We start from the raw sequence: 22,256 nt of genomic DNA, 5'->3' as shown, positions 1-22,256 counted from the left end.
GGGGAGAACTTCGTGGGGTGAGGCGCATGCTGTGGGTGTCGCTGCCGGACCAGCGACCGCGGCGCGAGCTTTACTGGATGAGCCGGATGCCGGACACCGACGTGACCGCGCTCGCCGCGCAGGAGCCGGTGGGTGACATCACCTGGGTGCCGAGCACCTACCGGCGGCCGGTCAAGCGCTTCGTCGAGGCGGGCGCGCTCGCCTGGGTCAACGGGCTGCAGCGGCAGGACCCTGCGTCATACGACTGGGTGACGACGCTCGAGCTGTGCTCGCTGGTGACCGGTCAGGCGAGCAGGTGGCGACGCGGCAGCAAGGTGCTGCAGGCCGTGATCACCTGGGAGAACCTGCCGAACCAGCCGCTCTACAAGGTGCCGCCCTACAAGCAGGCGCTGGACTCGGCACGCAACGCCGACCTCTACCTCTGCACCATCGACGCGGCGCGAAATCACATGCTGGACAACGGTTTCGAGGACCACAAGATCCGCGTGGTGAAGCCCGGAGTCGACACCGCGGTGTTCGCGCCCGCCGCCGAGCCGACCCACGAACCGGTCGTCGTCTTCTGCTCCCCGCTGGCCCCGAACAAGGGGATCGACCGGGTGCTCGACGCGATGCGCCTCGTGCGCGCCTCGGTGCCCGAGGCGCGCCTGGTGGTGGCCGGCAACGGGCCGCTGCGCGGGCTGGTGGAGCGCGCGGCCGCCGACCCGGCCGCCGGCGTGCAGCTGGCCGGACAACTGGACGCACACGGCGTGGCCGACCTGCTGGCGAACGCCGCGGTCTTCTGCACCGCGCCACGACCGACCTGGAAGTGGACCGAGCAGCTGGGCCTGGCCTATCTGGAGGCGCAGGCCTGCGGCATACCGGTGGTGACGACGCGATGCGGCACCAACGACGAGGCGGTGCTGCCACCCAACGACCTGGTCGACGACGATGTGGAGGCGATCGCGGCCGCCCTGGTGGGGCAGTTGACCGACCGCGACCGGCGGGTGCGTATCGGCGCCGCCAATCGTGAGCGGATGGTTGCCGAGCACGATCTGGTCACCCAATGCGCCCGAATGGGAGCGGCATTCGCCGACATCGAGACCCAGGCACGCTGATGATCGGGCGATCCGGTCGGGTCGGGGGCCGCAGCGTGGGCGCCATCGTCGGCCTGCTGTGCGGTCTCGTCGCTCTCGGGCCGTCGCTGGCGCCGGGCTACCTGCTGCACTACGACCTGGTCTTCGTGCCTCGGCTGGCGCTGAGTGACCGGACGATGGGAGTCGACGGTTCGGTGCCGCGTGCGGTGCCGAACGATTTCGTCGTGGCGCTGCTGTCGCACCTGGCACCGGGCTGGGTGGTCGAAAAAGCTTTGCTGCTGGCGGTTTTCGTGCTGGTCGGCGCCGGTGTCGGAGCGCTCATGCGCAGCCGGCTCGGCGCCGCGTCGGCAGCGCTGGTGGCCGCGTGGAACCCGTATGTCGCCGAACGACTCGCGATCGGGCACTGGGGCTACCTGCTCGGTTACGCGTGCGTGCCCTTCCTGGTGGCGGGAGCTGCCGCGGTGCGCCGGGACGAGCCGCGGGCACGGACCCGGCTCGCGTGCTGGCTGCTGCTCAGCGCCGCGACCGGTTCCACCGGCGCGGTCCTCGGGCTGATCGTGGTTCTCTCAGTCCTCGCCATGCGCTCAGGAAACCAGACGTCGACGCGCCGTCGGGTCGGCGAATTCGGTTGGGCACTGGGCATTTTCGTGCTCGCCAGCGCCACGTGGTGGTTCGCCTACCTGTTCCTCGCGCCTTCCCAGGGCACCTCCCGGGTCGGGGTCGAGGCGTTCATGGCGAAGGCCGACACGCCATGGGGCGTGCTGGGGTCGCTCGTGACCGGCGGAGGTATCTGGAACGAGGGTGTCTGGTTCTCCGAGCGTCAGTCGCTGGTCGTCTCCGGCCTGGCTCTGCTGGTCGTCGTGGCTGCCGTGGCCCTCGCCGTGCGGGAGCGGGTATGGCGCGCAGGAGCCGGCCTGTCGGGTCTGACCGTCGCGGGCGTCGTCGGGCTCGTCCTCGCCGCGGCCAGTGCCGTGCCCGGGGGACGGCAACTGATGACCGTCGTGGTGACCGACCTCCCTGGTGGTGGGCTGCTGCGGGACGCGCAGAAGTTCGTCGGCCTCTGGGTGTTGCTGGTCGCGGTCCTCGCGGGGCGCCTGGTGGAGCGCGTGCACGCGGCCGGAGTCGCCTCCGGTGCCCAGCGCGTGGCCGCACTCACGATCGCCGGCGTGGTCGCATGCTGGCCGGTGGTGACCCTGACCGGGCTGGCCTGGGGTGCCGGCGGTCAGTGGCGGGCAGTCGACTACCCCGCGTCATACACCGGTATGGCGGAACGCATCGACGCGTCGCCGGCGGGAGGCGTCGCGGTGTTCCCGTGGGCGCTCTATCGGCAGTACTCCTTCGACCACGACGTCGTCGTGCTCGACCCCTGGCAACGACTGCTCGATCGCGAGGTCCTGGTCAACGACGACCTACCCCTGCTCGGCGGCACCGTGGTCCCGGGGGAGAGCCCCGACGCACACCGCATCACCACCGCCCTCCACTCGGGCTCGGGCCTGGTGTCCGCCCTGCGCGACGGAGGAGTGCGTTACGTCCTGGTGCAGACCGACCAGCCGATGACCGGCGACATACGGCAGGTCACCAGCAGATCACCGGTCGCGTCCGCCGCGGACCTGCGGCTCTACGATCTGGGCACAGCCGGGGTTCGTGCCCCGGCCAGCAGCGGGCCGGGTCGCTACACCGGCTGGGTGCTCGCCGGGTTCGCCGTCGTCGTCGTCGCCGCGAATTCCGCAAGGGATCGGAAGCGCGGCATCGAAGGTGATATCGAAGGTGATGCTGAACAAGCACCGTGAGCTCGAGCTTGCGGCGGCATCGCGGCCGCTTGCTGACACTCTTGCCGACACGGCACGCGCCGTATTGCACACAGGCGCTGACTCATGGGTAACATAGGCGCTGACCGCGTTCAATCGAGAGGTAAGCATGACCGACACGAACAAGAAGCTGCTCTACAACGTGGGTGGAGTCGTCGCCGGTGCCGTTCTCGCAACTGTGGCGATCTTCGGCCTGATCGCCCAGCAGGGCTCCGTCACGCAGCCGCAGAAGTTCTCCTCGACGATCAGCTACAACCAGTAGACCTCTCGTCGACAAACCGACCACGAACGCCGAACGGGGCGGTCATCCTCAGTTGAGGATGACCGCCCCGTTCCCGTGCGTATGGCGCGGCTCAGAAGTTGGCGGCTCAGAAGTTGGCGGCGACGGGCGCCTCGTCGACCCGGCCGGCGTCCGCTGCGTCGGTATGACGCCGGGCGGCGAGGATCTCGTGCACCGACCGCAGCCGTGGTGCGCGTGCGGTGGGCTGCTCTGGGCGCGGCGCACGTCCCAGGACCGATTTCAGGGTCAGTTCCAGCGCCTTGCCGCTGCTGCTCCAGTCGAAGCTCAGCGCGTGCCGCCGAGCGGCCCGGCCGAAGGCGGTGCGCAGCTCGTCGTCGCGCAACAGCACCGCGACCTGCTCGCGCATCTCGTCCGGTGTGTGCGCCAGCAGCCCGGTCTCCCCGTGCAGGATCGACTCGGTCGGTCCACCGGCGTGCGCGAACGCCAGGGCCGGTGTCTCGTGCAGCCCGGCTTCGACGATGGTCAGCCCCCAGCCCTCCTTGTGTGAGGGCATCAACATCAGCCAGGACCGTCCCAGCAGCCGGTGCTTGGTGGCGTCGTCGACGAAACCGTGGAAGTCCACCCGGTCGAGCACACCGCGCCGGGTGGCGTACCGCACCAGCTCCTCGTGCCAGTAGCCGGCACCGATGATGTCCAGGCGCAGCTCGGGGTGCAGGTCCTGCAGGTCGGCGAGGATGTCGATCGCGGTCTCGACTTGCTTGTGCGGGACGAGCCGGCCGAGCACGGTCAGGACCGGGGTGTTGCTGTGCGGGTGCATGATCCCGTGCTCCAGCTGGGCCGGTCGGTCGTTGCCGGAGTAGACGACGTCGATGCGGTCACGGTCGATACCCAGCTCCACCAGGTCGTCCCGGCTGGCCTGCGAGACCGTCACATAACGGCTCTTGCGGTAGACGCGCGGTGCGACCTGCGACTCCAGGAACCAGCCGAACCGAGCAAGTTTCGGGCCGAAGATCACGTGCCATTGGTCGCGGTGCACGTGGTGCATCACATTGACGACCGGCCGGCGAGCCAGCAGCGGTGCCCAGAACGGCACGCCGTTCTGGACGTCGATGACGATGTCGAAGTCGTCGCGGTGGCGGGCGGCATACAGCAGGCCCGCGATGTAACAGCTGAAGCGGCCACCCTGCCGGACGACGCCGACCTTGCCGTGCTGCGTGGTGCGCTCGGCGCCGGGGAAGCGGCTGGTGAAGATGGTGACCTCGTGCCCGAGCTCGGTGAGCACCTCGGCGGTGCGCTCGGTGAAGGTCTCCGCGCCACCCGCCTCCGGGTTGTCCCGATCCCGCCACGAAAGATAGAGCACCCGCATCGGCGGGCCTGCCTCGTCGGAACGAGAGCGCACATGGACTCCAGTCGGTCGGGGTGTGTGGCACCGGCCACATCCGGACCGGCACGGGTAGAGTAGCGCGGAATGCTACCCGTTGGTAACTGGAGGTTTGGTGTGTCCGGCGAGGTGGCCCGTGCGATCTGTGAAATCTGTCGGAACCCCACCCGGGCGCTGCCGCTGCGCGGCGGGGGCACCCTGCAACGCTGCGACGACTGCGGTCACCTGACCCGTGATCTGGCTGCTGCGCCTGCCGATCACCGCGATCGTGCGTATGGCGGCGAGCCGACCCTGGACGCGTGGCGGCTCGCGCTGACCCACCGACTGCTGACCCGCGACGGCGCGCCCCGCTCGGTGTTCGAGGTCGGCTACGGATCGGGCGCCCTGCTGCGGCGGTTCCTGGATGCCGGCGCGACCGTCGCCGGCACCGACCCGGACCAACTCGAGGTGGCCGTCGACCCGCTGGTCCGTGAGCGCGGGCACCTGCACACGGCCGCGATCGAGGAACTTGCCCCTGCCGAGGACCGGGTGGAGCTGGTCTACGGCATCCACGTGCTCGAGCACGTGCGCGATCCGATGCGCACCCTGCAGCATGCCGCCGAGCTGGTGGCCCCCGGTGGCGCCGTGCAGTTCCTGACCCCCGCGGGGGACAGTGACGGGCTGCGGGCCTACGGCCGTGCGTGGTGGATGCTCGAGGACCCGACCCATGTGCGGTTCTTCAGCGCCGAAAGCCTGCGTCGGGCGGCGACCTCCGTAGGGTTGACCGATGTGCGCGTGACTCGACCTGCCCTGGACAGCCTGGTCACCGACGTCGCCAGCATGACCCGCTTGGCCCGGCCCCGCCCCCGGCCGCACGGCGTGCTCGCCCAACGCTCGGTGCTGGCCGCCGGACTTGCCACGGCACCACTGGTGCTCGCCGCACGCGCGGCGCGGCCGACGCTGCGGCCGACCCTGCACCTGACCGCACGGAAGGCGTCCTGATGGACCGCGGCATCGGCAGGTCGGCACGCCTCTTCCGTGCGTTCCTGGTGGAGCAGACCGAGCCGGAGGTCTTCTACGGCACGCTCGCGCGCGACTCGCGCGAGATGCTCGCCGAGATCACCGACCTGGAGGGCGCGCGCGTGCTGGATGTCGGCGCGGGGCCCGCGGAGTTCGCGCACGAATTCCGCGCGGCGGGGGCGACATACGTGCCCATCGACCATGACGCGACGGTGTCCTCGGTGCGCGACGGCGGTGTGGTTGCGTCCGCCGAGGCGCTGCCATTCGCCGACGCGAGCGTCGACGTGGTGTTCAGCAGCAACCTGTGGGAGCACGTGCGTGCGCCGGAGAAGGCGGCCGACGAGATGGTGCGTGTCGTGCGACCGGGCGGGCTGGTCTATCTCTCCTACACCAACTGGCTGTCCCCATGGGGCGGCCACGAGACGTCACCGTGGCACTGGCTCGGCGGCGAGCGCGCGGTCCGTCGCTACACCCGCAAGCACGGGCACGCGCCCAAGAACACCATCGACCGGACCCTGTTCCGCGTCAGCGTGAAGCAGGGCCTGCAGTGGGCCGAGAGCAATCCCGACGTGGAGGTGCTCGCGGCCCGACCGCGCTACCTGCCGGATGCGGCCCGGGTCGTGCTGCGGGTGCCGGGGGTGCGCGAGATCGTCACCTGGAACCTGTTGCTGATCCTGCGTCGCCGATGACCGAGCCGGACACGGTGGGCCGGCAGTCCACCGGGGCGCAGGCGCTGTTCGGTCGAGGTGCGATCGAGCGCCTGCAGCTGCTGTTGCTGCTGGCGGTCCTGGCGGTGCTGCCCTGGCTGGTCTCGCCCGGGCGTACCCAGCCGGACACCAAGATCGACCTCACGCTGACCCCCTGGCGCTATCTCGGGCGCTCGCTGGACGCCTGGAACAACCATGCCGGCCTCGGCGAACTGCAGAACCAGGCCTACGGCTACCTCTTCCCGATGGGTCCGGTCTTCGGCGTATGCCGCTCGCTGGCCGTGCCGCAGTGGGCGACCCAACGGGTCTGGTGGACGGTGCTGCTGGTCGTGTCGTTCCTCGGCATGCAGCAGTTGCTGCGCCGGCTCGGGGTGGCCGGATCGGTGCCGGCGCTGGTGGGTGGTGCGGCATACGCCCTCGCGCCCCGCATGCTCACCGTGCTGCCGGTGATCTCGATCGAGGCGTGGCCGATGGCGCTCGCGCCGTGGCTGGTGATCGCGGTCCTGCCGCTGGTCCGGCGTGACCTGCCTCGTGCCGAACTCGTGCGCGTCCTCGCGCTCGCGGGCACCCTGACGGCCGCTCTCGGCGGGGTGAACGCCACCGCGTCCGGGATCGTGCTCGCGCTGCCGTTCGCGTTCCTGCTGACGCATCCGGTCGGGCGGCGGCGGTTGGTGCCGTGGCTCGCCGCGGTGGTGCTCGGTGCGTTGTGGTGGTTGCTGCCGCTGCTGGTGATGGGGCGCTACGCCTACCCGTTCCTGGACTACATCGAGACGGCGTCGATCACGACGGCCGTCACGTCGGTGCCCAATGTGTTGCGCGGCGCCGACGACTGGATCGCCTACATCCTGGACAGCGCGAGTCACCCTGTCTGGCAAGGCGGCTGGGTGCTCGCCCAGTCCGTGACGGCGATCCTGGCGACCGGTGTCGTGGCGGCCGTCGGCTGCTGGGGACTGCTGCGGCAGCGGGGACATCTCGCGCGCTGGACCCTGCTGTGTGCGGTCGGTGCGACGCTCTTCATGGTGCTCGGGCACGGCGGCACGGTCGGAAGCCCGATCAGCGAGCAGGTGCGGGGGCTCCTCGACGGTTCGCTGGCGCCACTGCGCAACATCCACAAGGCCGACCCCATCCTGCGCGTGCCGCTGGTGATCGGCTTCACCGCGGTGCTGCAGCGCGTGAGTGTGTCCCGGCTGGCGCGGGACCGCTTCGTGCCCGCGGTCCTGGCCCTCGCCGTTGCCGTCGCCGCGACACCTATCTGGCAGGGACGGCTCGGGGCCTCGGACGCGTATGGCGCCATACCGACGCAGTGGACGCAGGTCGCGCACGAGATCGACCGGGCCGCACAGGAATCCGGCGGCTCCACGATGCTGCTGCCCAACTCGCGCACCTCGACCTACACCTGGGGGAGCACGACCGACGAGCCGCTCTCGGCGCTCGCGAAGTCACCCGTGGTGACCCGCGCGGCAGCGCCCCTCGGCATACCGGGCTCGACGCGGATCCTCGACGTGGCCGACGAGCTCGCGGCGTCGGGGGAGCCGCAACCCGGTCTCGCGGCCGGGCTCGTGCGGCTCGGCATCGACCGGGTCGTGCTGCGGCGCAATCTGGCGACCTCGGTCAGAGCCCAGCCGTGGCAGCAGGTGCAGCGGACGCTGGCGCACTCACCGGGATTCCGGGTGGCCGCGACCTACGGCACGGGGCGCTCCGCGCTCACCGTGTATGACGTGACGGCCGCGGGTGCAGGAGACGCGAAGACCTCGGGTGCGACCGTCTACGGCGCAACACCGCTGACCGTCGCCGGGGGACCGGAGGCGATGTTCGCGCTCTACGCGACCGGGCTCCTGTCGGCGCAGCAGTGGTCTCGGTTGGACGGCGCGATCTCTGGGCACGCCGACGTGGTCACCGACACCATGCCGTGGCGGTCCTACAACAACGGCGTGCCGACCGCTCTGGCCTACAGCCCGGTGCTGACCAGGGATGACCGGACGCCGACGCGCATCGGCGCGAAAGACCTTCTACCCGCTGACGATCCGGCACGACAGCCGGCGCGCGAGTGGATCGGGTGGAGTCGCGTGGACGTCTCGTCCTCGGCTGCCGACCCGTTCGCCAAGAACCATCTCGATGTTCGCGACGGACCCGCCGCTGCGTTCGACGACGACGCATCGACCGCGTGGTTGACCGGTGATCACGAGCGCACGGCGTGGCTGCGCGGCCGGCTGCCGGGCCGCACGGTCCGGCAGATCCGGCTGCAGCTCGCCGGGCCTGCGCAGCACGCGACGTTGCCCGACCGCGTGCAGGTGCGCGTGGGCGACAAGCAGGTCTCGGTGGCAGTGCACGGTCGCAGCGAGCTCACCGTGCCGATCCCGGCGACCCGGGCCGGCACGGTCGAGGTGCGGCTCCGGGCACCCGGCGACGCGATCGACCCGGTGCTCGGCATCGTCGGTATGACGATCCCGGGCACGACCCTCGGTTCGGTGATCGACGTGCCGCAGCATGTCGACCTCAGCTCGCAGGCTCTGTTGCTCCACCGGCTGCCCGAGGACGGCGCGCGCATCGCCCGGCAGATCCACCTGACCGGGGGCGGGTCGCTGTCGGGAACGGTCTGGCTGCGCTCCGCCGGAGACTCCGTGTCCACCGGATGTGGCGCAGCCGGGACCGTGACGGTTCGCTCCGGTGACGGCAGGGCAACTCGAATCCCGTTGCGAATCAACGATTCCGGTCGCGCAACGAAGGGTGCCCTCGTCGAAGCCACCACCTGCGGCTCAAGCGGGTTGAGTAGGGCGAGGAACGAGCCCGTATCGAAACCGCGGGGGTCAACCATCTCCGTTGCCGGAAAGCCAGGTCTGACACCGCAATTCGCGACGTTCGGCAAGGCCTCGTCACCGGCGAGCACAAGCCGCGAGGTCACCTCCGTCACCGGCGACTCCGGCAAGCGGGTGGTCCGTGTCAGTGCCGGTGCACCCGGAGTCTTCTCGCTGAGCGAAGGCTTCAATGCGGGCTGGCACGCGACAGATCGCGACGGGCACGCGCTGCAGGCGGTCGAGGTCGACGGCTGGCGGCAGGGCTTCCGGGTCACCGGCACCGGTGCCGACACGATCACCATGAGCTTCGAACCGACGACGCCGCAGCGGCTCGGGCTGCTCGGTGGTGGCCTCGTCGCACTCGCTCTGCTGCTGACCTTCCTGGTCACGGCGTACGTATGTCGCCGCCACAAAGCGGGTCGAGTAGGGGTTGGAGGAGCGAAGCGGGGGAAACCGCGTATCGAGACCCTGGCTACTTGCGGTTTCGATACGGGCTCCTCCGCTTCGCTCCTCCGCCCTACTCAACCCGCGAGGGGCGGCGCTCAACCCGCATGGGGAGTCATCGGAGCGGTCGCAGCGGTGCTGGTCGGGTTCCTGGCCGCCGGGCCGGCGGGGCTGCTGGCCGGACTCGTCGCCGCGGCGGTGCCCGTGCGCTGGTTGCGACACCTAGCGGGCGGTGCGCTGCTCGCGGCCGCGGTGGCTCTCGCGTTCTTCGGCGTCGTCGACGCCCAGTCCTTCGGCGCCGTCGCCGGTCAGCTGCTCGGCACCGTCACGCTGAGCGCGCTGGCACGCGCGGGGTGCGTGTTCGCCGGTGCACCCACCGCAGCACCGGCTGCTCCACCAGCGACCTCGACGCCGCCGCGGCCATCACGCTGAAGACCAGCACCGCGAAGAGCACGGCGCTGAACGGCCCGGTGAACAGCGCCCAACCGGACGCCAGATAGATCACCTGCAGCACGAGCACGTGCCAGAGGAAGACGCCGTACGAGATGTCCCCGAGCCGGCGATTGATCGAGGACTGCGCGATCGCCGTCCATCGCGCATCCGACGGCCCGCGGACCGCCGCGAGGAGCAGCAGCGCGGCGAGCAGTGTGTAGAGGAACTCCTTGCACATCGCCTCGGCGACGGTCGGCGCGTGCAGGTCGCGTGGCCCGGCGAGCCCGCTCGACGCGATCACGTAGACCAGCGCCGCTGAGCCCAGCCAGGTCCCGACACCGATCTCGCGGAGCCGCTCGAGGTCACCGCTCTGGACTGCCACCGCAACCGCCGCGCCCGCCGCGAACCATGCCGCGTGTCCGAGCACGCTCGTGCCCAGCACACCGGCGTGCGTCGTCGGGCTGTGCTCGGTCCACGCCCCCACCGCTCCTTGTATGGCGACACCGGCCACTCCGACGGCGCCCAGCACGCCATACAGCGTCCGCGCCGACCGCCGGTGCAGCAGCCGCCCGAGCCAGGTGCCGATAACCGGCACCAGCAGGTAGAACGTCGCCTCGGTCGTGAGGCTCCAGGTCTGGCTGAACGACTGGTAGGAGGTGTCGACATACCCCTGCACCAGCAGCAGATGCGCGAGGACCTTGCCGACGCCACCGACACCATCGGAACTGCCCACCGCACCCGCAGCCCCCGCGACCAGCAGGACCGCGACGAGCGCGATCAGATAGGCCGGCACGATTCGGGCGGCGCGGCGCACGGCATACACACCGACCGCCTGGGGAGCGGCGACACCGGAACCCGCCGCGATCCACGGCCGCAGCAGCAGGAATCCACTGATCGCGAAGAAGACGGCGACCCCGCTGTCGCCGCGTGCGAGCAGTCCGCCGGACACGTCGAGGCCGTCCGCTCCGGTCCAGAAACCGACGTGCGAGAGCAGTACCAGGAGGGCGGCCAGCCCGCGCAGGCCGTCGATCAGCCGGTAGCGCCCCATCGTTTCTCCCTCTGCGAGTCGTCGGTAGCTACTCTGCAGTAGATTTCACCAGCACGCACCTTCCGACGGGCCCGAGGATTCCATGACCGCACGCGATGATCTGTTGCTGCCGGCCGACACGGCGATCGACCACAGCCGGCCGGTGCTGCGTGCCCGCGCACCGCTGCGGATCTCGTTCGCGGGTGGCGGCACCGATGTCACGCCGTTCCCGGAGCGGGAGGGCGGCGCCGTCCTGTCCGCGACGATCTCGTCGTTCGCGTTCAGCACGCTGCGCCCGCGCACCGACGGACAGGTCACCGTGCGATCGCTCGACTACGGCACCTCGATCGGCTTCAACATCGACGAGCCGGTCGAGTATGACGGCAATCTCGACCTGCCCAAGGCGGCCATCGACCGCATCCGCGGCATCGAGGGCGCCCGCCCGTCCGGAGGTTTCGACCTCTTCCTGCACACCCAGGCACCCCCGGGTTCGGGACTGGGCTCGTCCAGTGCGGTGATGGTCTCGGTGATCGGGCTGGTCGCGCAGCACTGCGGTCTCGACCTCACGCCATACGACGTGGCCGAACTGGCCTACCGCCTCGAACGTGACGACCTGGGCATCCCCGGCGGCTCGCAGGACCAGTACGCCGCGGCGTTCGGTGGCTTCAACTACATCGAGTTCCGCGCCGACGAGGTCATCGTCAATCCGCTGCGGGTGCGCGATGACACGGTGCACGAGCTGGAGCACAACATGCTGCTCGCGTTCACCGGCAACACGCGGGTGAGCGACCACATCATCGAGGACCAGCGCTCGCGCTACGAGACCGGCAACGCCGAGGCGTTGGAGGGCCTGCGCGCGCAGAAGGCACTCGCCGAGCGGATGAAGGTCGCGCTGGTGCGCGGCGAGGTCGACCGGTTCGGCCGCCTGCTCGGCGAGGCGTGGTCGCAGAAACGCAAGATGTCCGACCGCATCTCGACACCGTTGATCGACCAGGCCGTCACGACGGCGCTCAACGCCGGAGCTCTCGGCGGCAAGGTCACCGGTGCGGGCGGCGGCGGACACCTCGTCTTCGTCTGCGAATTCGAACGGCGACACATCGTCGCGCAGGAACTTCTCGCACTGGGGCTGACGATCTCCGAGATCACCTTCAGCCAGCAGGGCGTCACCACCTGGAGAGGACAGCACTGATGCCGACCGGACATGCGCTGCACGAAGTAGCGCCGGAACGCCGCGGGCCGGCCGTGAGCGATCGCCAGCAGCAGGGCCTGGCGGCCTGGGCGGCGCTGTCGCGTTCGCTCGCCGAGCCCGAGCTCGTCGCACAGGTCGATGCCGCGGGCACCGCCCTGCTCGACGCGCTCGTCGAGGGGGGCACGCTGCTGGTCGCCGGCAACGGCGGCAGCGCGGCGATCGCCAGTCACGTCGCCGCGGAGTTCATCGGCAAGTGCATCCTGGACCGCGCACCGCTGCCCGCGGTCAACCTCGCCGAGTCGCTCAGCTCGATCACCGCCGTCGCGAACGACTACGCGTATGACGAGACGTTCGCGCGTGGCATCGCCGCCCTCGGGCGCCCGGGCGACGTGCTGCTGGCGATGAGCACCAGCGGTGCGAGCAAGAACATCCTGCGGGCCCTGGACGTCGCCCGCGAGCAGAAGATGCTGACCATCGTGCTGACCGGTGAGCAGGGACGCGGGCTGGCCGGCCGGGCCGATCACGTCCTGGCGGTGCCGTCCGAGGAGACCCCGCGGATCCAGGAGGCGCACATGCTCTGGACGCACGTGTGGTGCGAGGCGGTCGACGTCGTGTGTCAGTGACTCTCAGCGACGCCGAGCTGCTCGGCGAGTGCCGCGCGCCGATCCCTCGCCCGGCCGGCTCGACCGGGGCGCCGTACGACCTGGTGCTGCTGGACCGGGACGGCACGCTCAACGTGCACCGCCCCGGTTATGTCAGCGATCCTGCCGACCTGGTGCTGCTGCCGGGGGCGGCGCAGGCCGTGGCCGCGCTACAGCACGCCGGCTGCGCCGTCGTGCTGATCACCAACCAGCGCGGTATGGCGACGGGGGAGCTGAGTCGTGCGGAGCTGCTGGACGTCCATCGTGCGCTGCTGGCCGGGCTGGCCATCGGTGGGGCGCGCGTGGACGCCATACAGGTGTGCCCGCACGAGAAGGACACGTGCGGCTGCCGGAAACCGCGTGGCGGTCTGGTCCGTGAGGCGCTGCGCCGTGCTCCGTGGGCGGCACCGGACCGCTGTGTGCTGCTGGGCGATCAGCTCACCGACCTGGAGGCGGCGGCGTCGGCGGGGCTTAGCGCACAGAAGGTCGACGGTGCAGGGTCGTCTCTGCAGGTGGTCGTCGAGAAATTGATTCGAGACCACGCATCCCGCGTGTGACACAACTCGCACGGATGCTGCTACTGTCCGGTAGGTTCCAGCTCACAACCGGAGGTCAGACCAGTGCGGAAATCCGCGATCGTCATCGGATTTGGCGCGTTCTTCGTGACCATGGCTCTCCTGCTGAAGTTCTACGCGTTTGACAAGTTGGCTGTCATTCCGATCGATCAGAACACCAAGCAGGTCGCTGTCGACAAGAACGCCTATCTCTTCGATGCCGGCACCTTGAAGTTTCAGCACACCACGCTGACGACGACCATCGGCGCTGTCGCCCAGAAGGACGAGAGCAAGAAGTTCGGTCACAACGCCGTCATCTTCAGCAAGTGGCAGTACTCCAAGATCCCCGAGACCAAGGTTGCACAGCAGGGCTTCACCGAGAAGTTCGCCGTCGACCGGCACACCGGCAAGGTTGTGAAGTGGAGCGGTGACTCGGAGAACGAAAAGGCCGTCGAGCACAAGGGCTACACCGTCAAGTTCCCGTTCGGTGCGAAGAAGACCACCTACCCCTACTGGGATGGCCCCACCGAGAAGACGATGAACATGAAGTACGCCGGCACCGACAAGATCGACGGCCTCGAGGTCTACCGCTACGAGGGCACCGTGCCGCGGCAGAGCATGACCAACGAACCCACCATGGACAGCCCCGGTTTCCTCTTCGGTGGCGCCAAGAGCAGTCCCGGGGTGCACGCCAAGTTCTCCTACTCCAACGACCGCATCATCTGGGTCGAGCCGCAGACCGGCGCGTTCATCAAGGTGAGCGAGGGCCAGAAGCAGTGGCTGACCAACCCCAAGAACAACAAGTCGGTGCAGGTGCTGCGGACCACCTCGGTCTTCGACGACGCGACGGTCAAGTCCAACGTCGACGAATACAAGGGCAAGGCCTCGCAGCTGAAGGCCCTGAAGATCGCGCCGTGGGCGCTGGGCATCCTCGGCATCCTGCTACTCATCGGTGGTGCACTGATGGCAGTGCTGATGGGTCGCCGCAACAACGACGCCGACTACGACGACGACTACGAGTACGACGACGACACCCGGGGCGGTGTCTCGGGGCTGCTCGACGACAACGCGGATGACGACGCGACGTCGGCCGACGTACTGCGGCGCCACGGCAGGGACTGACCGGCGACACGGCCGCAAGGCCCACGACTGACGGCTTCCTCGCCGAGTGACAGTGCTTTCGCGCCGTCACTCGGCGAGGAAGCCGTCTTTCGGTGCCGGCGCACCGACGATCGCGGTGTCCGGGTTCGGCCGACGGCTCCGCGGGTGGCCTCCTACGATCGTGCTGACCGGCGAGAGGAGGTGGGATGGTGAAACGAATTTCGCTCGCGGACGTCGCCCGCGCTGCGGGGGTCGGCAAGGCAACCGCCTCCCGTGCCCTGTCCGGACAGGACGAGGTGGGAGCAGCCACCCGGGAGCGCATCCTGGATGTCGCGTCCTCGATGGGTTACCAGCCGAACCGGTCGGCGCGTGCGCTACGCACCGGGCGGTATGACGTCGTGGCGCTCTTCGTCCCGCTCGAGCTCCCCGCGATCGGTGAGGTGCTCCGCGTCGCCGCACAATGCGCGGCTGATGCCGGTTACCAATTACTGGTCGGTTCGCGTGCCTCCCTCGATCGCAGTGACGCGAGTGCGCAACTGGGCGGGATGTCCATCGATGGCGCGTGCTTGGTCGAGAGTGCCGAAAGTGCCGACGGCACAACGGAATTGGATGCCGACATACCGCTGGTTCACACCACTGCCGACGCGCAGGCGACCCGGCTGGCGATGACCCGGTTGCTCGAACAGCTGGGCGAGCGGAGCACGGCACGACCGGGCTGACCGGGGCCGATTGACGGGCTATGTGATCGTCGCCATACTGTTCCGGAATCGATTCCGGAACCGCGATCGGTTGCCCTCGTCCCCTCAGGAGTCCCTGTGTCGTTGCACAGTTGGTATCTGCTCGCCCTGCTCGTGGTAGCGATCGCGCTTCTCATCGCGCTGATCAACTCCCGGGTCAAATTGCATCCGTTCGTCGCATTGCTGGTGGTGTCCGTCCTCGTCGGTGTGGCGGCCGGCGAGGGCCCGGACAAGATCGCGTCGTCATTGGAGGACGGAGCGGGCGGCATCCTCGGCGACGTGGGCATGACCCTGGCGCTCGGCACGATGCTGGGCCGGCTGATGGCCGATTCGGGTGCGACCGATCGCATCGCGCGCTCGATCGTCAGCAGATCCAGTGTGCGCATGCTGCCGTTCGCCATGGCGGCTGCCGCATTCGTGATCGGCATCCCGATGTTCTTCGAGGTCGGGCTGATCGTGCTGCTCCCGCTGGTGTTCAGCGTGGCGCAGCAGATCAAGGAGCAGCGGCCGGAGGTCTCGTCGCCATACACCTTGCTGATGATCCCCACGGTTGCGGCACTTGCCACGCTGCACGGCATGGTTCCGCCGCACCCGGGACCGCTGGTCGCCGTCGACGGCCTGCACGCGGACCTGGGCAAGACCATCCTGATCGGATTCATCTGCGCCGTTCCGACAGTGCTGATCTCCGGTCCGCTGTTCGCACGATTCATGGCACACCGCGTCGTGATCGAGCCGGACGCCGCCCTGGTCGAGCAGTTCACACGCGCCGAGACGACGGGAAAGCTGTCCGGTGCCGGAGTGCCCGCGGGCTCGGTGGGTGGTTCCGGCCGGGACCGGAAGGTGCGGACCGCGCCGGCGATCGTGGCCATCCTGGTGCCGGTCGCACTCATGCTGTTCCGTACTTTTGCGGAGATCTGGCTGCCGGAGGGCTCCGGAGTGCTCAAGGCCGCAACACTGGTCGGCACTCCCGTCGTTGCCATGCTGATCGGTTTCCTCTACGCACTGGTGGCGCTCGGCTTCCTCGCCGGGCGGGACGGTGAGGACCTGCGACGCTCGGTCTCGCAGAGCCTGCAAGCGGTCGTCGGGATCCTGCTGATCATCGGCGGAGGAGGTGCGTTCAACGGCGTCCTGAAGAGCTCCGGGATCGGTGATGCCATCGCATCGGCGACCAGCACGATGAATGTCAGCGTGGTCGTGCTCGGGTGGCTGCTGGCTCTGCTGCTGTCGGTGTCGACGGGCTCGGCGACCGTCGGGATCGTCTCCGCCACCGGCATCGTCGCGCCGCTGCTCACGCATTCCGGATCGTGGGAGGCGTCGCTGGTCGTCGTCGCGATCGGTGCCGGCTCCGTCGGGCTGAACTACGTCAACCATGCCGGCTTCTGGCTGGTCAAGGAGTCCTTCGGTATGTCGATGGGGGACGCGACGAAGACGCACACGGCCGTGCAGACGCTGGTCAGTGTGGTCGCGTTCTGCTGCGTGCTCGTGCTGTCCATCTTCGTCTGACCCCGGACGGTCCGAGAAGCAACCCGGCTCCGACGCCGAGGATCAGATCTCAGTCGTGAACGGGCTTGTCGGCGACGAAGATCGCCGTCCCCGGCAGGACCCGGCCACGGGTGGGGGACCAGCCGCCCCACACCTGCTGGTTGCGATCGGGCCACTCCGGCTCGACGAGGTCGACGAGGGTGAGCCCGGCCGCCGCGAGTTCGCGGATCCGGTCGCCGAGGGTGCGATGGTGCTCGACGTAGGTCGCCGTACCGTCGTCGCCCTCCTCGACATACGGGGTGCGGTCGAAGTACGACCGGTCCGCCACCAGCCCCTCGGGCCCAGGTGCGTCCGGGAACGCCCACCGGACCGGATGTGTGGTGGAGAAGACGAAACGGCCACCGGGGCGCAGCACGCGCGCCGCCTCGCGCATGATCGCCGCGCTGTCGGCGACGAACGGCACGGCACCGTATGCCGTGAAGACGACGTCGAAGGATGTCGATGCGAAGGGGAGTGCGGTGGCGTCGCACTGGGCGAGGGGGAGTAGCGCATCGGCGCGGGTGTCGATGGCCGTCGCCTGGCGCAGCATCCCGGCGGACAGGTCCGTCGACACCACCCGGGCGCCCTGACGGGCCGCGAACCGGCCACCCTGGGCCGCGCCGCCGCCGATCTCCAGGACGTCGCGCCCGGCGAGCGGCCCGAGCAGGCCGAGCTCTGCCTCGGTGAGGCCCTCCGGGCCCCAGACGAGTTCGTCATCTTGCAGGAACTCACCATGCTCGGCGTAGTATGCGACCGCCTCGTCGTCCCACCAGGCGCGGTTCGCGGCCTGCGTCTCGGCGTTGACTGCGGCTCGCCGCCCGACTCCGAAAACGTCCATCCGGTCCGCTCCACTCCTTCGGCTCGACCCCTTTTGACCCAGCTGTGGACGGGCCGATAGGATCAACACGCGCACGCATGTGCGTGTCAGGGGTTCTCTTCTCGGCACCGTCGGTGACGACGAGGTCCCTCCGGCGTTTGCCGCGATGTTTCCGGCTTCGGCCAGTGACTCGACGTCATTCCAACACACTGTCCATATCTAATGTCCACCGAAGGTTTCCTACTACATGACTGCCACCACCACCTCCCAGGTCGCGATCAACGACATCGGATCCGAGGAGGAGCTGCTCGCCGCCATCGACGCGACGATCAAGCACTTCAATGACGGCGACATCGTTGACGGTGTCATCGTCAAGGTCGACCGGGACGAAGTCCTCCTCGACATCGGCTACAAGACCGAGGGCGTCATCCCCTCGCGTGAGCTGTCCATCAAGCATGACGTCGACCCCAATGAGGTCGTGGCGGTCGGCGATGAGGTCGAAGCCCTCGTTCTCCAGAAGGAGGACAAGGAAGGCCGCCTCATCCTGTCCAAGAAGCGCGCCCAGTACGAGCGCGCCTGGGGGACCATCGAGCAGATCAAGGAAGACGACGGCGTCGTCACCGGCACCGTCATCGAGGTCGTCAAGGGCGGCCTGATCCTGGACATCGGCCTGCGCGGCTTCCTGCCGGCATCCCTGGTCGAGATGCGCCGGGTCCGCGACCTCCAGCCGTACGTCGGCAAGGAGATCGAGGCCAAGATCATCGAGCTCGACAAGAACCGCAACAACGTGGTCCTGTCGCGTCGCGCCTGGCTCGAGCAGACCCAGTCGGAGGTCCGCACGACCTTCCTCAAGGAGCTGCAGAAGGGCCAGGTCCGTTCCGGTGTGGTCAGCAGCATCGTCAACTTCGGTGCGTTCGTCGACCTCGGTGGCGTCGACGGTCTGGTTCACGTCTCCGAGCTGTCCTGGAAGCACATCGACCACCCGTCCGAGGTCGTCGAGGTCGGCGACGAGGTCACGGTCGAGGTGCTGGACGTCGACATGGACCGCGAGCGTGTCTCGCTGTCCCTGAAGGCGACCCAGGAAGACCCGTGGCAGCACTTCGCCCGCACCCACGCCATCGGCCAGGTCGTGCCGGGCAAGGTCACCAAGCTGGTGCCGTTCGGTGCGTTCGTCCGCGTCGAGGACGGCATCGAGGGTCTGGTCCACATCTCCGAGCTGGCCGAGCGCCACGTGGAGTTGCCGGAGCAGGTCGTCCAGGTCGGCCAGGAGATCTTCGTCAAGGTCATCGACATCGACCTCGAGCGTCGCCGCATCTCGCTGAGCCTGAAGCAGGCCAACGACGAGGCCGCTGCCGCGACCGAGTTCGACCCGACGCTCTACGGCATGGCCGCGGAGTACGACGAGCAGGGCAACTACAAGTACCCCGAGGGCTTCGACCCGGAGTCGGGCGAGTGGCTCGAGGGCTACGAGACCCAGCGCGAGAAGTGGGAGAAGCAGTACGCCGAGGCGCACGCCCGCTACGAGGCGCACCAGGAGCAGATCGAGCGCGCCCGCAAGGAGGACGCGGAGGCCGCTGCCACCGCTGCCACCGCGGGTTCGACCTCCTACTCCTCGGAGTCGAGCGCGTCCGAGAGCGCCGCACCGGCGGCGTCCGCGTCCCCGGCCGCCGCTCCGGCAGAGGGCACGCTGGCCTCCGACGAGGCGCTGGCTGCACTGCGCGAGAAGCTCACCGGCAACTGAGCGGGTGACGCTCGGTAGCTGAAACAACCGAAAGCCCCTGGAACCACTCGGTTCCGGGGGCTTTCGTCATACCTGCCGGTGTTCCGCGGTGGTCCGCCGATTTCGCCCGGCGGCGCCGCACTAGGCTCTCGCCCGTGCTCTATCTGGGACTCAGCGGCGGGATCGGCTCCGGGAAGTCGACGGTGTCGGCGCGGCTCGCCGAGTTGGGTGCGGTGGTCATCGACGCGGATGCGCTGGCGCGGGCGGTGGTCGATCGTGGCAGCGACGGATTGGCAGAGGTCGCAGCACGATTCGGCGACGGCGTGCTGCTGCCGGATGGTTCGTTGAATCGCCCGGCGCTGGGCGCGATCGTCTTCGCCGACGAAGCGGCCCGCCGCGACCTCGAGGCGATCACGCACCCGCGGATCCGGGAGTTGACCGCACAGCAGCACGCGCAGGCGCCGCTCGACGCCATCGTGGTGCACGACATGCCGTTGCTGGTCGAGGGCGGCCTGGCGGCCGACTACCACCTGACACTCATCGTCGATGCTGCTGAGGATGTGCGCATCGAGCGGATCATGCGCGACCGCGGTATGTCGCACGCCGACGCGCAGGCACGGGTGTCCGCGCAGGCCACCGACGAGCAGCGGTATGCCGCCGCAGACGTCGTCCTGGACAACAACGGCACCCGCGAGCAGCTGCTCGATCAGGTGGAAACCCTGTGGCGGGAACGCCTTTCGCCATACAACGAGAACCTGCTGGCGGACCGGCCCGCTCTCGACGATCCAACCGGTGCCGAGGGCGATCGCATGGACGTCAGTATCCGAAGAGCGAGCGAGCGGCTCAGGCGTCAGTTCGCCATCGCGGGGCTCAGCGAGCATGTGCGAGTGAGGGCACGTCCGGCATCGTCCGCCGGCGAGCCCGTCGGGCTGGTGCTGAGCACGGACCACGATCCCGCGCGGTCGGCCGTGCGACCTGCGCTGCGCGCAGCAGGTTTCGTCCCGCTGCCGAAGTCGACGGGCACGAACCGCCTGGCATTCGCCTCCTGCGATCCAGAGGCTCCGGTGCTGCTACAGCTTCGGCACGTAACGAAGTAACAGTTCGGTGGACGCACGGGAAAGTTTCCCCCGTGTCGGCTGTGCGCACACTAGTGTTCAGCCGTGTTGTCCATCGTCGATGAAGCTGTGCGGTCGTGACCGCACCACCCGACACCGCTGCCGCGGCGCCGCGATCGGGTCCGCCGGCTCCTGTCGGCCCGCCGCCACGTCGCAGTGGCCGGCCGTATGGCGAGTGGCTGCTCGCAGCTGCGCTGTTGCTGCCGAACCTCGTCCTGCTGGTGATCTTCACCTACCGGCCGTTGCTCGACAACTTCCGGCTGTCGTTCACCGACTGGAACATCGCCGCGCCCGTCGCGCATTACATCGGTTTCGACAACTACAAGACCTGGTGGCACGACTCGAATTCGCATGAGGTGCTGCGCAACACGCTGATCTTCACGGTGTGCGCGGTCGGCATCTCGATGGCGCTCGGTCTGGCACTGGCGATCCTGCTGGACCAGAAGCTGCGTGGGCGGAACCTGGTGCGGTCGGCGATCTTCGCGCCGTTCGTCATCTCCGGAGCCGCGGTCGGCATCGCCTTCCAGTTCGTGTTCGACCCGAACTTCGGCATGCTGCGCGACCTGTTCCATCGGGTCGGGATCCAGGTGCCGGACTTCTACCAGCGGCCCGGCTGGGCCCTGGTCATGGTCACCACGACCTATGTGTGGAAGAACCTCGGCTACACCTTCGTCATCTATCTCGCCGCGCTCCAGGGGCGACGCGCCGATCTCGACGAGGCCGCCGAGATCGACGGCGCGTCGGCGTGGCGACGGTTCTACAAGGTGCTGTTGCCGCAGCTGCGGCCGACGACGTTCTTCCTGTCGATCACGGTGCTGCTCAACTCGGTCCAGGTCTTCGACATCATCAACGTGGAGACCAGGGGAGGCCCGCAGGGTTACGGCACGACGACGTTGGTCTACCAGGTCTATCGGGAGACCTTCGTCAACAGCAAGGCCGGGTATGGCGCGACGATCGCGACCATCATGTTCGTGATCCTGTTGATCATCACGGTGATCCAGGTCCGAGTCATGGATCGGGGGATGCACCGTGACTGACACCACCGCGCTGACCGGGGTCGACACCGACGAGAAGCCGACCGGCGCACACAACGCGGAGGCGGCCGGCTTCGGCGGCCTCGGCATGAAGGTCGGTGGCTACATCGGCATCGTGCTGGTCTTCCTGCTGGTCGCCGCACCGCTCTTCTGGATCGTGGTCACGTCGTTCAAGCAGCGACCGGACATCTACACCCAGCCGGCGCAGTGGTGGCCGGCGCATCCGACGTCGGACGGCTACCACTCGGCCACGACCTCGATCCCGTTCTGGGACTACTTCCGCAACTCGGTGATCATCACTGCGATCCTGTCGATCGCGAAGATCGTGCTCGGCGTGCTCAGCGCGTATGCGTTGTCGCTGTTGCGTTTCCCGGGGCGCAACCTGCTGTTCGTGATCATCATCGCGGCGCTGATGGTGCCCAACCAGATCACCGTGATCTCCAACTACGCACTGGTCAGCCAGCTCGGCTGGCGCAACACCTACCAGGGCATCATCATCCCGCTCGCGGGCGTCGCCTTCGGCACGTTCCTGATGCGCAACCAGTTCCTGTCGGTGCCCGGCGAGATCATCGAGGCGGCCCGACTCGACGGTGCCGGGCCGCTGAAGCTGCTCTGGCGGGTCGTCCTGCCGATGTCCTGGCCGACGCTGATCGCCTTCTCGATCATCACCGTGGTCAACGAGTGGAACGAATACCTCTGGCCGTTCCTGATGTCCGACGACAGCCGCAGCGGCACGCTCCCCATCGGACTGACCCACCTGCAGAACAACGACGGCATCACCCAGTGGGGGCCGGTGATGGCGGCCACCGTGCTGGCCATGCTGCCGGTGCTCATCGTCTTCCTCGCGTTGCAACGTCACATGATCAAGGGCCTCACCGCGGGTGCGGTTAAGGGCTGAAACTTCACACGAAGGAGCATCA

At 68.7% G+C, this 22,256-nt stretch carries 19 protein-coding genes; 16 read left to right on the top strand and 3 right to left on the bottom strand.

What is annotated here, in order from left to right; translation table 11 throughout:
* The first annotated feature begins 26 nt into the window (after positions 1–26).
* From VG502_RS06555 to VG502_RS06545, 3 genes are all read left to right on the top strand, one after another.
* Positions 27–1,094: a glycosyltransferase family 4 protein gene (locus VG502_RS06555; protein ID WP_325549223.1), complete on the top strand. Its 1,068-nt coding sequence runs from the start codon at positions 27–29 to the stop codon at positions 1,092–1,094.
* Positions 1,094–2,863 carry an MmpA family trehalose lipid delivery protein gene (locus VG502_RS06550; protein ID WP_325549222.1) on the top strand — a complete coding sequence of 590 codons (1,770 nt, stop codon included), beginning with the start codon at positions 1,094–1,096 and terminating at the stop codon, positions 2,861–2,863. Before VG502_RS06555 ends, VG502_RS06550 begins: the two co-directional genes overlap by 1 nt.
* A 127-nt stretch (positions 2,864–2,990) precedes the next feature.
* Positions 2,991–3,143: a hypothetical protein gene (locus VG502_RS06545; RefSeq protein WP_325549221.1), complete on the top strand. Its 153-nt coding sequence runs from the start codon at positions 2,991–2,993 to the stop codon at positions 3,141–3,143.
* Between the two features lie 106 nt (positions 3,144–3,249).
* On the opposite strand, the gene VG502_RS06540 is transcribed toward VG502_RS06545, so the two are convergent.
* On the bottom strand, positions 3,250–4,521 hold the full coding sequence (locus tag VG502_RS06540) for a glycosyltransferase family 4 protein (protein ID WP_325549220.1): 1,272 nt from the start codon (positions 4,519–4,521) through the stop codon (positions 3,250–3,252).
* A gap of 99 nt (positions 4,522–4,620) precedes the next feature.
* On the opposite strand from VG502_RS06540, the gene VG502_RS06535 reads away from it, so the two are divergent.
* Genes VG502_RS06535 through VG502_RS06525 form a run of 3 tightly spaced genes read left to right on the top strand, consistent with a single transcriptional unit; the run spans position 4,621 to position 9,880 of the window.
* Positions 4,621–5,484: a class I SAM-dependent methyltransferase gene (locus tag VG502_RS06535; protein WP_325549219.1), complete on the top strand. Its 864-nt coding sequence runs from the start codon at positions 4,621–4,623 to the stop codon at positions 5,482–5,484.
* Entirely contained in the window at positions 5,484–6,191 is a 708-nt protein-coding gene (locus VG502_RS06530; protein WP_325549218.1) for a class I SAM-dependent methyltransferase, read from the top strand. The genes VG502_RS06535 and VG502_RS06530 overlap by 1 nt, the downstream gene beginning before the upstream one ends.
* Positions 6,188–9,880, top strand: coding sequence for an alpha-(1->3)-arabinofuranosyltransferase domain-containing protein (locus VG502_RS06525; RefSeq protein WP_325549217.1), 3,693 nt, complete (start codon positions 6,188–6,190; stop codon positions 9,878–9,880). Before VG502_RS06530 ends, VG502_RS06525 begins: the two co-directional genes overlap by 4 nt.
* Here VG502_RS06525 and VG502_RS06520 read toward each other — a convergent pair.
* The gene (locus VG502_RS06520; protein WP_325549216.1) at positions 9,774–10,928 is read right to left on the bottom strand and encodes an acyltransferase family protein; all 1,155 of its coding nucleotides are present in this window, start codon (positions 10,926–10,928) and stop codon (positions 9,774–9,776) included. The two genes, VG502_RS06525 and VG502_RS06520, sit on opposite strands and share 107 nt — an antisense overlap.
* An 82-nt stretch (positions 10,929–11,010) precedes the next feature.
* Between VG502_RS06520 and VG502_RS06515 the strand changes: the two genes are divergently transcribed.
* The 6 genes from VG502_RS06515 (at position 11,011) to VG502_RS06490 (ending at position 16,632) form a co-directional block, all read left to right on the top strand.
* Positions 11,011–12,096, top strand: a complete 1,086-nt coding sequence (locus VG502_RS06515; RefSeq protein ID WP_325549215.1) for a GHMP family kinase ATP-binding protein — start codon at positions 11,011–11,013, stop codon at positions 12,094–12,096.
* Complete coding sequence (locus tag VG502_RS06510) at positions 12,096–12,719, top strand: D-sedoheptulose-7-phosphate isomerase (protein WP_325549214.1); 624 nt, start codon at positions 12,096–12,098, stop codon at positions 12,717–12,719. The genes VG502_RS06515 and VG502_RS06510 overlap by 1 nt, the downstream gene beginning before the upstream one ends.
* The gene (locus VG502_RS06505) at positions 12,710–13,294 is read left to right on the top strand and encodes a D-glycero-alpha-D-manno-heptose-1,7-bisphosphate 7-phosphatase (protein ID WP_325549213.1); all 585 of its coding nucleotides are present in this window, start codon (positions 12,710–12,712) and stop codon (positions 13,292–13,294) included. Before VG502_RS06510 ends, VG502_RS06505 begins: the two co-directional genes overlap by 10 nt.
* Positions 13,295–13,357: 63 nt before the next feature.
* The gene (pgfA, locus tag VG502_RS06500; protein WP_325549212.1) at positions 13,358–14,413 is read left to right on the top strand and encodes a cell envelope lipid trafficking protein PgfA; all 1,056 of its coding nucleotides are present in this window, start codon (positions 13,358–13,360) and stop codon (positions 14,411–14,413) included.
* 185 nt (positions 14,414–14,598) lie between these two features.
* A complete protein-coding gene (locus VG502_RS06495; RefSeq protein WP_325549211.1) occupies positions 14,599–15,111 on the top strand; it encodes a LacI family DNA-binding transcriptional regulator in 513 nt (170 codons plus the stop codon).
* Between the two features lie 96 nt (positions 15,112–15,207).
* Positions 15,208–16,632, top strand: coding sequence for a GntP family permease (locus VG502_RS06490; RefSeq protein ID WP_325549210.1), 1,425 nt, complete (start codon positions 15,208–15,210; stop codon positions 16,630–16,632).
* Positions 16,633–16,681: 49 nt separating this feature from the next.
* Here the strand turns inward: VG502_RS06490 and VG502_RS06485 are convergent, their stop codons facing one another.
* Positions 16,682–17,488 (bottom strand): class I SAM-dependent methyltransferase, encoded by an 807-nt coding sequence (locus VG502_RS06485; protein WP_325549209.1) that lies wholly within the window; start codon positions 17,486–17,488, stop codon positions 16,682–16,684.
* A gap of 226 nt (positions 17,489–17,714) precedes the next feature.
* Between VG502_RS06485 and rpsA the strand changes: the two genes are divergently transcribed.
* The 4 genes from rpsA (at position 17,715) to VG502_RS06465 (ending at position 22,234) form a co-directional block, all read left to right on the top strand.
* Positions 17,715–19,208, top strand: coding sequence for a 30S ribosomal protein S1 (rpsA, locus tag VG502_RS06480; protein WP_325549208.1), 1,494 nt, complete (start codon positions 17,715–17,717; stop codon positions 19,206–19,208).
* A gap of 134 nt (positions 19,209–19,342) precedes the next feature.
* Entirely contained in the window at positions 19,343–20,284 is a 942-nt protein-coding gene (coaE, locus tag VG502_RS06475) for a dephospho-CoA kinase (RefSeq protein WP_325549207.1), read from the top strand.
* 95 nt (positions 20,285–20,379) lie between these two features.
* Positions 20,380–21,339 (top strand): carbohydrate ABC transporter permease, encoded by a 960-nt coding sequence (locus VG502_RS06470; RefSeq protein WP_325549206.1) that lies wholly within the window; start codon positions 20,380–20,382, stop codon positions 21,337–21,339.
* A complete protein-coding gene (locus VG502_RS06465; RefSeq protein WP_325549205.1) occupies positions 21,332–22,234 on the top strand; it encodes a carbohydrate ABC transporter permease in 903 nt (300 codons plus the stop codon). The genes VG502_RS06470 and VG502_RS06465 overlap by 8 nt, the downstream gene beginning before the upstream one ends.
* Positions 22,235–22,256: the final 22 nt, after the last annotated feature.

It is taken from the genome of Flexivirga sp., assembly GCF_035551235.1.
GTDB lineage: Bacteria > Actinomycetota > Actinomycetes > Actinomycetales > Dermatophilaceae > Flexivirga.
The sequence above is the reverse complement of the archived record's forward strand: the minus strand, read 5'-3'. Positions and strand labels throughout refer to the sequence as shown.

What these genes read in the sequence shown, in the direction of transcription:
- VG502_RS06530 (WP_325549218.1), top strand. Translation starts at nt 5,484, where the DNA reads ATGGACCGCGGCATCGGCAGGTCGGCACGCCTCTTCCGTGCGTTCCTG.
- VG502_RS06550 (WP_325549222.1), top strand. Translation starts at nt 1,094, where the DNA reads ATGATCGGGCGATCCGGTCGGGTCGGGGGCCGCAGCGTGGGCGCCATC.
- rpsA (WP_325549208.1), top strand. Translation starts at nt 17,715, where the DNA reads ATGACTGCCACCACCACCTCCCAGGTCGCGATCAACGACATCGGATCC.
- VG502_RS06525 (WP_325549217.1), top strand. Translation starts at nt 6,188, where the DNA reads ATGACCGAGCCGGACACGGTGGGCCGGCAGTCCACCGGGGCGCAGGCG.
- VG502_RS06485 (WP_325549209.1), bottom strand. Translation starts at nt 17,488, where the DNA reads ATGGACGTTTTCGGAGTCGGGCGGCGAGCCGCAGTCAACGCCGAGACG.
- VG502_RS06515 (WP_325549215.1), top strand. Translation starts at nt 11,011, where the DNA reads ATGACCGCACGCGATGATCTGTTGCTGCCGGCCGACACGGCGATCGAC.
- VG502_RS06495 (WP_325549211.1), top strand. Translation starts at nt 14,599, where the DNA reads ATGGTGAAACGAATTTCGCTCGCGGACGTCGCCCGCGCTGCGGGGGTC.
- VG502_RS06545 (WP_325549221.1), top strand. Translation starts at nt 2,991, where the DNA reads ATGACCGACACGAACAAGAAGCTGCTCTACAACGTGGGTGGAGTCGTC.
- VG502_RS06555 (WP_325549223.1), top strand. Translation starts at nt 27, where the DNA reads ATGCTGTGGGTGTCGCTGCCGGACCAGCGACCGCGGCGCGAGCTTTAC.
- VG502_RS06520 (WP_325549216.1), bottom strand. Translation starts at nt 10,928, where the DNA reads ATGGGGCGCTACCGGCTGATCGACGGCCTGCGCGGGCTGGCCGCCCTC.
- VG502_RS06510 (WP_325549214.1), top strand. Translation starts at nt 12,096, where the DNA reads ATGCCGACCGGACATGCGCTGCACGAAGTAGCGCCGGAACGCCGCGGG.